Annotated in this window: 9 protein-coding genes and 2 pseudogenes; 4 read left to right on the top strand and 7 right to left on the bottom strand. The window is 70.9% G+C overall.

The genetic code is table 11. From position 1 onward, the window contains the following. The 3 genes and pseudogenes from KS423_RS28005 to KS423_RS28015 form a co-directional block, all read right to left on the bottom strand. On the bottom strand, window positions 1-563 hold a 563-nt coding region (locus KS423_RS28005; protein ID WP_224282552.1), incomplete at its 3' end, for a LuxR family transcriptional regulator. Window positions 564-594: 31 nt separating this feature from the next. Then, the gene (locus KS423_RS28010; RefSeq protein WP_224282553.1) at window positions 595-2,298 is read right to left on the bottom strand and encodes an amidohydrolase; all 1,704 of its coding nucleotides are present in this window, start codon (window positions 2,296-2,298) and stop codon (window positions 595-597) included. A gap of 258 nt (window positions 2,299-2,556) precedes the next feature. Next, window positions 2,557-2,928, bottom strand: a pseudogene (locus KS423_RS28015) (SMP-30/gluconolactonase/LRE family protein); the annotation flags it as partial. Here KS423_RS28015 and KS423_RS28020 point away from each other — a divergent pair. The 4 genes and pseudogenes from KS423_RS28020 to KS423_RS28035 form a co-directional block, all read left to right on the top strand. Further along, a pseudogene (locus KS423_RS28020) lies at window positions 2,929-3,042 on the top strand (Lrp/AsnC family transcriptional regulator); the annotation flags it as partial. It lies immediately after the preceding pseudogene. Between the two features lie 198 nt (window positions 3,043-3,240). Further along, the gene (locus tag KS423_RS28025) at window positions 3,241-3,612 is read left to right on the top strand and encodes a hypothetical protein (RefSeq protein WP_224282555.1); all 372 of its coding nucleotides are present in this window, start codon (window positions 3,241-3,243) and stop codon (window positions 3,610-3,612) included. An 85-nt stretch (window positions 3,613-3,697) separates the two neighbouring features. Beyond that, window positions 3,698-4,897 carry a serpin family protein gene (locus tag KS423_RS28030; RefSeq protein WP_224282556.1) on the top strand — a complete coding sequence of 400 codons (1,200 nt, stop codon included), beginning with the start codon at window positions 3,698-3,700 and terminating at the stop codon, window positions 4,895-4,897. Window positions 4,898-5,225: 328 nt separating this feature from the next. Then, entirely contained in the window at window positions 5,226-5,618 is a 393-nt protein-coding gene (locus KS423_RS28035; RefSeq protein WP_224282557.1) for a hypothetical protein, read from the top strand. Between the two features lie 59 nt (window positions 5,619-5,677). Here KS423_RS28035 and KS423_RS28040 read toward each other — a convergent pair whose 3' ends face one another. The 4 genes from KS423_RS28040 to KS423_RS28055 form a co-directional block, all read right to left on the bottom strand. Then, complete coding sequence (locus tag KS423_RS28040; RefSeq protein ID WP_374120041.1) at window positions 5,678-6,604, bottom strand: LURP-one-related/scramblase family protein; 927 nt, start codon at window positions 6,602-6,604, stop codon at window positions 5,678-5,680. Between the two features lie 65 nt (window positions 6,605-6,669). Beyond that, the gene (locus tag KS423_RS28045; protein ID WP_224282558.1) at window positions 6,670-7,191 is read right to left on the bottom strand and encodes a hypothetical protein; all 522 of its coding nucleotides are present in this window, start codon (window positions 7,189-7,191) and stop codon (window positions 6,670-6,672) included. 454 nt (window positions 7,192-7,645) lie between these two features. Further along, entirely contained in the window at window positions 7,646-7,828 is a 183-nt protein-coding gene (locus tag KS423_RS28050; RefSeq protein WP_224282559.1) for a hypothetical protein, read from the bottom strand. Window positions 7,829-8,472: 644 nt separating this feature from the next. Beyond that, entirely contained in the window at window positions 8,473-9,138 is a 666-nt protein-coding gene (locus tag KS423_RS28055) for a hypothetical protein (RefSeq protein WP_224282560.1), read from the bottom strand. Window positions 9,139-9,996: the final 858 nt, after the last annotated feature.

A 9,996-nucleotide genomic window follows, 5' to 3' on the forward strand; every position in this document is an offset into this window, starting at 1 on the left:
GTCGCGGCGCCCGGGCCGGCCGCGGCGGCCTCCTCGGATCGCGGGCCCGCGTGGGAGGCGACGGCCGCGGCGAGCGCCTCGCTGAGCAGGGTGACCACCGCACGTGCGGGATCGGGCGCGCACCGCGGCCGGCGGGTGCTCACGTTCAGCATCCCGACGTACCGGCCGTCGACGGCGAAGAGGCACTGGGCCACGCCGTCCTCGATGCCGAGCGGGCGCAGCACCTCCCGGAAGCCCGGGGAGGCCTCCAGGAGCCGCCCGGGAACGTCCCCGAGCCACAGGCCGCCCCTGGCCGGGCTGCGGAGCACGGGGAACACCGGATCGCGGTGCAGGCGGGTCTCGATGTACGCGGTGGCGTCGTCCGGGTAGCTCCCGGCCAGGGTGGTGTGGCACCTGCGCAGCGGATCCCACCGGGCCAGGGAGGCGTGCTCGTACTCCATCACCTCCGACAGTGCCGCCAGGACCGCGTCGAGGCCGGTCGTACCGGCCGAGGCGCTCCTGGCGGCCTCGCGGACGCCGACGGCCGCGTCCAGGATCTCCGTCACGCTCCGCTCCGCTGCCATCGTCCAAGGATGATCATGTGCCCGGAGTGCGTCAAACGGGCAGGGCCTCGTACACGATCCGCCCGTCCATGACGGTGAGGACGACGGGCATCGTCGGGATGTCCCGGGGGTCGGCGGCGAGCAGGTCCCCGTCGAGCACGCACAGGTCCGCGGCCTTGCCCGGCACCAGGGAGCCCTTCCAGTCGTCGGCGAAGTCCTGCCAGGCCGCGTCGATCGTGTAGGTGCGCAGCGCATCGGCCAGGCCGATGCGCTGCTCCGGGCCGCTGACCCGGCCGGCGGCCTTGGACTCGCGCAGCATCATGGTGGCGAGGCCCTGGCGCCAGTCGGGGTGCGTGACGGGCGCGTCGGATCCGCTCGCGACCCGCACGCCGGCGTCGATGGCGTCGCGGTACGGCCATGCGTACGCGGCCCGTTCGGCGCCGACGAGTTCCTCCTCCATGTCGGCGACGGTCCACTTGATGGTGGGGTTCATGTTGACGCCGAAGCCGTGCGCGGCCAGCACCTCCATGCTGTGTGCGGTGAGGAAGTCGCCGTGGATGACGTAGTGGCGGGCGTCGGGCCGCGGGTGCTCGGCCATGGCCGCGGCGAAGGCGTCCGCAACGGTGTCGATGGCCCGGTCGCCGGTGACGTGGACGCCCAGCTGGTGCCCGGCGGTGTGGGCGAGCCGGATCATGGCGTCGATCCCGGCGGTGCGCTCGGTGTCGGTGTCGCCGCCGACGCACAGGGAGCCGCAGCCGCCGCCGACGTACGGCTCGTGCATCCAGGCCGTCTTGTTGGGGACGATGCCGTCGGCGAAGACCTTGACCCCGTGGACCGCGAGGCGCCGCGGATCCGTGTCGCCGGGTCGGCCGAGGTCCGCGAGGCCGCGGGCGAACTCCGCGGGGGTGCTCGCCATGCCGGTGGGCAACAGCAGGACGCCGACGCGGGCGGTCAGTTCGCCGTCGGCCAGCAGCCTGCGGTAGACATCGAGGGTCTCCTCGCCGAGCGCTCCCCGCATGATGCCCTCGCCGCCGGGGCCGAGCCCGGGCTCCGTGTAGCTGGTCACGCCGAGCCGGGCGAGGGTGGCGAGGGTGGCCCTGATCGCGTCGGTCCGCTCCTGCCGGCTGAGCGGCGGCAGCGCGTTCTGGACGAGGGCCTGGGCCCCCTCGTGGAGCAGCCCGGTGGGCTCCCCGGTCTCGTCCACGACGATGGCTCCGCCGGGCGGGGCGACGGTACTCCGGTCGATCCCGATGAGCTCCAGGGCCTTGGAGTTGACCCAGGTGGCGTGTCCGGAGAAGGAGTACAGCACGACGGGGTGGTCCGGGCTCACGGCGTCGAGGTCGCGCCGCGAGGGCCTGCGCGACGGGTCCAGGAGGCAGTCGTCGAGGTATCCGGTGTCCCAGCCGTGCCCCGTGATCCACTGCCCGGCCGGGGCCTGCCCGACCGCCTGCCGTACCGCTTCGGCCACGTCCCCGAGCGAGGACACCGCGGGGTGGCCGAGGTCGAGGGAGAGCGGCGGCGTAGCCATGCCGAAGGCGCATCCGTGCAGGTGGGAATCGTTGATGCCGGGAAGCAGGGTCGCCCCCTGCAGGTCGACGACCCGGGTGCGGGGCCCGATGAGCGGTGCGACGTCGTCCCTGCGGCCGACGGCGCTGATGACCCCGCCGGTCACCGCCAGGGCCGAGGCGACGGAGAAGTCCGCATCGACCGTGACCACCTGTCCGTTGAGAAACACCAGATCCGCGTGCGTGTCCACAGAACGACCTTTCGGGAACCGGGCGCACCGCGGCCATCCGCGGACGCTCCTGCGAGGACTATGGCCGCGCCCCCGCCGCCCGCACATCGGTCATCCCACCGATACGTGCCTGCCGCGTGCCGGGCCGCAACAACGGCCTCCAGTGGCTGTGCCGGTGGGCTCGCATGACGGGACGGAGGCCGTGGGCGGGACGGGCCGGCGGCGTCGGGGCCGAACGGTTCACTGCCCAGCAGCGACAGCGCGCTCGTGCCCGCCCCGTCAGGGGCGCCCCGGGGCGACCCGATGGGTGCCCGTCACCGCCATGACCAGGGAGTACACCGAGGTCGTCGCGGTGATGAAGAGGCGGTTGTTCTTCGGCCCGCCGAAGGTGAGGTTGGAGACGGGCTCGGGGACTAGGAGCCGGCCGATCAGCGTGCCGTCCGGGTCGTAGCAGTGCACGCCATCGCCGATGGCGGCCGCCCACAGGCGCCCTCCGTCGTCGAAGCGGATGTTGTCGAAGCTGCTGTCGGGCGCCTCCGCGAAGACCTTGCCGTCCGAGAGGGTGCCGTCGTCGCGGTCGAAGACGCGGATGTGCCGCGCCCGGCTGTCCGACACGAACAACTGCCGCTCGTCGAGCGAGAACACGAGCCCGAGCAACTTCAGGACGTGCTACGACGGTTGTACGCGATCGACGGAGTGAGCGGCACCCAGGCGACGGTCTCGCTGGAGACCTTCTTCGATCGCCCGCCGTCACCCGCCCGGTAGACCTGACGCGGTGGAAGGGGACGGGCCCGTGAGCGCTGCGCGGGATGCCACGGCGGGGCGGCGGAGTTCGCGGGCGGGTGTCTGGTGAACCTGTCGGCCGGGCGGCCGCGTCTGACTCTCCCGTGGGTCACGCCGCGCCTCACCCGGGCGTTGTGGCCCGGCCGGGCGGCGAAGGCGCGGCCCGGTACCGGGGATGCGGTGCTGCGGTTCCTGGCCGGCTACTCGGACCCGCCGGGCACGGCGCGCCCGGGCACGGCCAAGGAGGGTCTGTGCGTGCTGGCCGGGATCGATGCGGAGGACGTCGGGTTGCGGGCGGCCGGTTGGGCGTTGGAGGTCGCGGACGCCGAACTCGCCGACGCGCGGACCGGGTTGCTGGACGACGAGGGCGGCTGGACAGGCAACCGGCGCGGGCCTCCATACCCGGGCGAGGACCTCACCGCGATCGTGCGGGCCCCGCCCGCCGACGTCCACGCGGTGGAGGACTTCTTCGAGGACTGGTACCACCGAGACGAGGGCAACTCCATCGGAGTGAGCACGCAGGAGCGGTACCGCCGGTCCGGCGGCGCCTGACCCGGCTGGCAACAATCAACTCACTGGCCGCCACAGGCAGGCCCCCCTACGCTCCCAGGATCAGGTGTTCCTCGAAGGGGTGGGGATGACTCGTAGTTCCACCGTCCGGGCCGTCAACGCGTTGACCGCGCGCTGGGCCGCCGTCCTGCCGGCCGGCGGTACAGCCTTCACCACCGCCGGGGTGTGGTCACTGCTCGCTCTGCTGGCAGACGGCGCCACCGGCGCTGTCCGTAAGGAACTCGCCGACGCCATCGGCATCCCAGCGGACAACGCCGCGGACCAGGCGCGGGAGCTGCTGGCCACGATCGATGCGATGCCAGGCGTGCACAGCGCGCTCGGCCTGTGGACCCACGAAGCGCTGCCCATCGAGCAGCGCTGGCTTGCCGCGCTCCCCGAGCGCGTCCACGGACAGCTCACCGGCGACGCGGTCTCGGATCAGGCTCGACTCGACGCCTGGGCAGCGACGTGCACCGAGGGTCAGATCCCGTCGATGCCGGTCACCGTCGAGAAGGACACCCAGCTGGTGCTGGCCGGCGCCCTGACGGTCCGCACCGACTGGATCCGCCCGTTCACACCCGACCGCATAGAGGCGGAGGCCGGACCCTGGCGGGGCAAGAACCTGGCCGGCTTGTTCCGGGTCACCGCACTGCTCAACCGCGTAGGAGTCACCCAGACCCCGGTCGGCCCCGTCACCGTGCTGGATGTCCTCGGCACCCAGGGAGTCGATGTCCACCTGTTCCTGGGGCCGGAGGAGGCCTCACCGGGGCACGTGCTGACGGCAGCGGTACGGACCCTCGACAACCGGAGGTCAGTAGTGCAAGGCGATCAACTCCCCTATGGCACTCCAGGACCCGGGCTGACGGTCGAACGTGTTCCCAGTCTCGACGGCGAACCGGAGCTGCTGGTGGAGACGGTGCCCTTCACCATCACCGCCCGCCACGATCTACTCGAGGTCCCTGAGCTGTTCGGCCTCCGAACGGCGACGGACCGAGCCCGAGGTCATTTCCCGGGCATCAGCGCCGAGCCGCTGGCGGTCGGGGCCGCCGCGCAGACGGTGACCGCCACGTTCGGTGCCCACGGCTTCCGTTCCGCAAGCGTGACTGCCCTGAGCGTGGCAGGTGCGGGTGCGGGGCTGCCACGGTACCGCTACCGCGTCCGCAGAATCAGCGCCCGATTCGACCGGCCGTTCGGCTTCCTCGCTGTCCACCGCACCTCACGGCTCGTCCTGAACGCCGGCTGGATCACCGAACCCGACGCCTTCGAGGAATCGTCCTGGGAATGGTGAGCCTGTGAAGCAGCGGACCGCACGGGACAGGGTCGGACGGCCGGGTGCGGTGTGGGGATGTCCGCCCGAGGCAGGTGCTCGGACGCAAGTGTGGTGGTGTCGTGACGGGGGCGAGCCTGCTGGGTGACTCGCGCGCAAGACGGCCAACACTCACCGCCCGTGCGATGGCACCACAGTCGTCGCATTCGACAGCCTCGTCTTCACCGCTGCTGACCTGTGCTGCTCTACCCGCCACACGTCATCAGCCCCAGAGAATCCGCTCCCTCGCCTCCGTCAGTGTGAGGCCGCCCAGCGGGTCCTGGAGCGGTACGCCGACGCGGTCGAGCAGGTGCTGCGCCACGAGATCGTCCCCGGCGGTGACGGCGAGTTGGCGGAGGAACTGTGCTGCACCCTGGACGCCTACGTGTTGCTCGGCAGCATCCCGAGCGGGCAGCGGCCGCAGGTGACCGCCGTCGCCGCACTCGCCGACCTGGAGGCTGGACGCTCCCTGACCGAAGGCCGGCTGACCACGGTGCCGGAGCCGCCGCTGTGGCCGGGCACCGCGCCCACCGAGCCCAAGTCCCGGGAGCCGAGCGACCCCGCCGCCCACGACCGGGTACGGACCGTCGGGGACACGGTCGCCACAGCCCGCGGCGAGGCCTCCCGGGCGGGCGAAGCCGCACGGGAGGCCACCGACCAGCTGCAGCTCCCCTGCAGGCGATCGGGGTTCTCCCCGGGGTAGCCCCACCCCTGAAAGCCGCCTGGTCGGGGGCGGGGCTCCGAACAACGTACGGTTCGCGGCTATCCGAGGCCGCGCGCGTCCTGCTTCAGCGCGGTGTCCACGGTCAGCGCGGTCGCCACGACAAGGCTGAGCAGCGGGTCGGTGAGCGGGCGGTGGATCTGGAGCACGTAGTTGTCGGCCGTGGTGAACATCGTCTTCGCCAGGCCTTCCCAGGTCTTGGTGATCCGGGCGACCTCGGTGTCCGTCTCGTCGACGATGGAGAAGTTCCAGGCCCGCCAGTTCTCCGCCTTGATGGCGCCGATCTTCTGACCGCCGACCTCCAACGCGAAGTTGATCTTCCCGATGGCGTTCTGCTGGATGATCTGGCCGACCTCCTGACCGTTCGGACGCTGCACGATCACCCGCGACTTGATGAGCTTCGCCGGACGGGTCAGCAGCAGCACCGGGGTGCCCTGCGCGTCACGGATCTCCAGCTTGTGGGTCAGGTACTGGTCGATGGAGAAGAGCAGCCGTATCACCTTGCGCAGACCACTCTGGCCGACCTGGACCACCGAGCCCAGCGTGCCGCCCTGCTGGTCGAAGACCGAGTACTCGTTGGTCAGCTCGATCAGCTTGGCCTTCTGGTTCACCACCAGGACCGGCTCGGAGAAGAGGGTGCCGCCGCCACCGAAGACCGGTCCGACGCCCGCCTGCTGCCGTACCTGGCGCTGCACCTTGGCGGAGTCGCCGACCGGAGCGGCCGGCTGCCCGGGAAGACCCGGGGTGTTCGTGTTCTGGGACATGGCGGGCAGGCTAGGCCCAAACCTCCGTGGGCAGCCAGATCGTTTTGGACGGCCCCCGGGTTCGTTCGGGGCTTCGAGTTGCGAACTCGGCCTGCGGGTTTGGGTGTTGCGAACGACAGCCGACCGGAACTCGACGGAATGGGTGTGGCTGATGTCACATCTGCTGATCGCGTGCGGGCAATGGTCTGCCTCGCAGCAGGCCATCCCCGCCCCCAACGCGCTCCTCCCCGACGCCTGCGTGGCCCGCCCACGCCGGACCCCGTGGGCTGTCAGTCGCCGACCCAGAGGTGCAGGATGGTCGCCCACTCGTCGGAGACCAACAGGAGTTGCCGCGTCCACCGGGCGCCCAGGCTCGCGAAGCTTGTGACGACCTCAGCGGCGGTTCGGATCCGGCCGAGGTGCGACTCGATCAGGTCGGCGATGCCATCCGCGAGTTCGCCGGCCTGCCTGATCTGGTCGGGTGTGCGGTCGATGATCCGGTATCGGGGCATCAGCCCGCCCTCGGTCGCATCCCGGTGCACTACCTCCCGCCAGCTTCGGGCCGGCTCCAACGCGGAGAGGACCGAGATGAAGCGGTCCTGCCGGTGTCCCGCGTCGAGCACCGCTTGGACAAGCTTCCCGTTGTCGCCCTGCCCAGATGCCGCCTCGACAACCGGATACAGATCCACGGACACCACGTGGTTGACATCGTCGAGCAGATCTCCGAGTGGCTCGGCTGCGGCCTCGACCGCCGCAGGAGCATCCACCGGGTTCAGCACCGGCCAGGCCCTTTCTCCACGGCGGTCGAGCATGTCGGACCTCGGTGGCACGATTGCTGCCGTGGGCAGCGTCTATGACGTTTCAGCGCACCCGATGATCGCGCGGCGGCCGGTGCCCCCCCCCCCGACGGGCCCAACGAGGCCGGTTTCGACACATTCCGGGTCAAGGGGATCGACCCGCACGGCCTGCCGGCCCAGGGCACGGCGCCGCTGCTCGCCGAGCCGTTCTCGCGGGTCACCGCGCATCCCCGGTTCGGCGCTCTGGTGAGCGATCCGCAGGAGGAGAGCGCACAGGCAGGAGACGGGTTGCCGCCGTCGAGAAGGTCGTTGGTGATCGCTGGGATGCTGTCGCCCCAGTCGCGTAGGCCCCTGGCAGAGAAGTCAAGCTGACAGACCGCCACGAACCGGCCCCCACAAGGGACTCCAACGGGGTTCTGCGTCGCAGCTGAACCCACGGACTCGCTGCACAGGGCCCCCGACACCCGGGTCAGCACCGCAGCTCCGCCGCGCGCTCGCTCATCACCTCCACAGCGTCGGACAGCTGAGGACGCGGCCCGGGATGGGCCTCCCGGATGAGCTTCACCGCATGAAGCCGCCGACCGCTCCTGATCAGCTCGTCCACCTCCTCCCGGACCACCGACAGCAACGCGTCCCAGATCGAGTTCTCCATGCGCCGATCCAAGCAACTCCCCCTCCCCCACCACCACCGTATCAACGGTGCGCCCCGCGCGAAGACCCGCTCACCGAACCCGGAGCAATGGCGGGCCATAACCCCACCGTCGGGGCCCTCACATCGCCGACCGGGAAAGCCCGTGCCCGCTCTGCATCCGGACCGCCACCAGAACATATCGGGGTGACACGCTCAAGCCACGATTACGCCGAGGCCCTGGGGTGCGTGCCGGCTGCCGGACCGCCTTGTTCGACCCCGCCCCGGGGCGCAGCAGCCGCTGGAGCCGGCCGGCGGTGGCGACCTTGAGCACACCAAGCGCGCCGAGAACATCGGAGCGCGCCACGGTGGTCGAGCCGTTCGGTTTGTCGACGCCGCGGGGAACTGGGTGTCGGCAGCGCGCTGACGCCGAATCAGGCAGACCCGATCCGCGCGGGACAGCACCACGCGTACCCGCACCCTCACATCCCCCCGCTCACCCCTGCGCCTGGCTGTCATGCCCGGCCCCGCTCGTGCACGGGCTGGTCGCCAGGGTCCGGACCGGCGAGCAACGGCAGTTACCGGCCGGTCCGACCTCTGGTCGTCGTGCTCGCCGGACCGTGACCGGCCAGGGCGTCCGGGACGGGCGGGCGAGGACCACGCGGGGGTCAGGGGTTACAGGTGGCGGGGGTGGTCGAGGTGTTGGGCTTGGTGCACAGAGGGCCCAGGCCCGTGCGGGCGTCGGGGCGGGTGATGAAGGCGAGCGGCCCCGCATTGTGCTCACCGTTGAATGGCGTGGTGCCCGTGAAGCCGCAGGCCGCCGCGTCGCTGGGGCTGTTGAACCAGAACCCGACATGGAAGGTGTTGGTGGGCTTCAGAGCGGCGTCCGGGTCGAAGCCGAAGATCTGGTCGAGCAGGACGGTCTGGATCCGAGCCCGGCCCTCCCCGTGGTGGTCGGTGTGGAGGTCGGACTGGTACCAAGCCAGGCCGAAGCTGCCGGTGAACGACGGATCCGGGCTTCCGTCCGCCAGCTGGTTGCTGCGCTGGACCGTGAACAGGTCGAAGTCGAGGTCGGGCTTGAAGTCGTGCAGCTGGATTTCCATGGTGTCGTTCAGTTCACCGCGCCGTACCTCGGCCTCGACGCGCGGCGTGCTGCCGTTGGCGGACAGGCACGGCAGGAACTTGGTGTTGGGAAACAGCTGGAACCGGGCCGTGTCGTTCAGGTTGGCGCGCGGCGTGAGAGCGATGGCGGTGCCCGTGCCGGAGAGGGTGAGGCCGGCCAGTGCCAGCGCGAGCCCGAAGACGCGGCTCGGGCGAAGCCGATGCAGGGACATGAGTCTCCTTCAGAGAAAATAGAACCCTGAGTGATTGAACGTCACATATGGTGACTTCGATTCGACTTATACCACCCCACCACCCGACAATTCGCCCAGCACGCCGTCGGCCCCAGCCTCTGCAGCATCCAACCCCTCCCCGGGCCGTGTCGCCCATCTCCGTACGGGGCAGCCCGAGGACGCGCCCGGCCGCCTCCAACCCAGCCGCACCCTCCAGCCGCCACGTCTTGTGCCGCGCCGCACGCTGCACGCCGGCCGAGGCGGTGCCCTTCGCCGGGAGCTCGCTCCAGGTGCGGTACATGGTGAGCTTCTCCACGAGCGTGCCGACGCGCTCGTTCTCGCGGTCTCCCTCGGCCACAAGCACCGGCACCTTCGCGCCGGCATCGCGCAGCACCAGGTCGGTGAACAGCGAGCGGCGGTGCGGGATCGTGTGCTCGGCCTCGGTCGAGCACACCTCCAGGCAACCGAACCCGGCTTCGGGGTCCCTTGCACAGGACCTGGGCGGCGTGCGTGCTGCCGTACATGGGCGTGACGGCCGTCCGCCGACAGGTGTCCCGGGCGGTGACAGGCTTGTCGGAGGGCGAGCACGCGAAGCGGCTGCGCCAGGCGCGGGAGGAATCCAGGGGACTGATCAGCTGAGACGGGCCGGAGGATCCGCGCGGGGCGCGTGGACGGCGGGCGCCGGACTGATCATCCGGGACGGAGCGGCGGGGTGACGGCCCGTCGTACGTGCTAGGGCCTGTGTGATGTTGTGATCAATCAGTGGTCAGCAGGAGATCATCGATCCAGATCATCGAGGCGCGGAGGTGAAGGCCGGCGAGGTAGCTTTCCGGGCTCTTGTCATACCGGGTCGCGATG

The organism is Streptomyces sp. LS1784, from assembly GCF_020103755.1.
Classification (GTDB): Bacteria; Actinomycetota; Actinomycetes; order Streptomycetales; family Streptomycetaceae; genus Kitasatospora.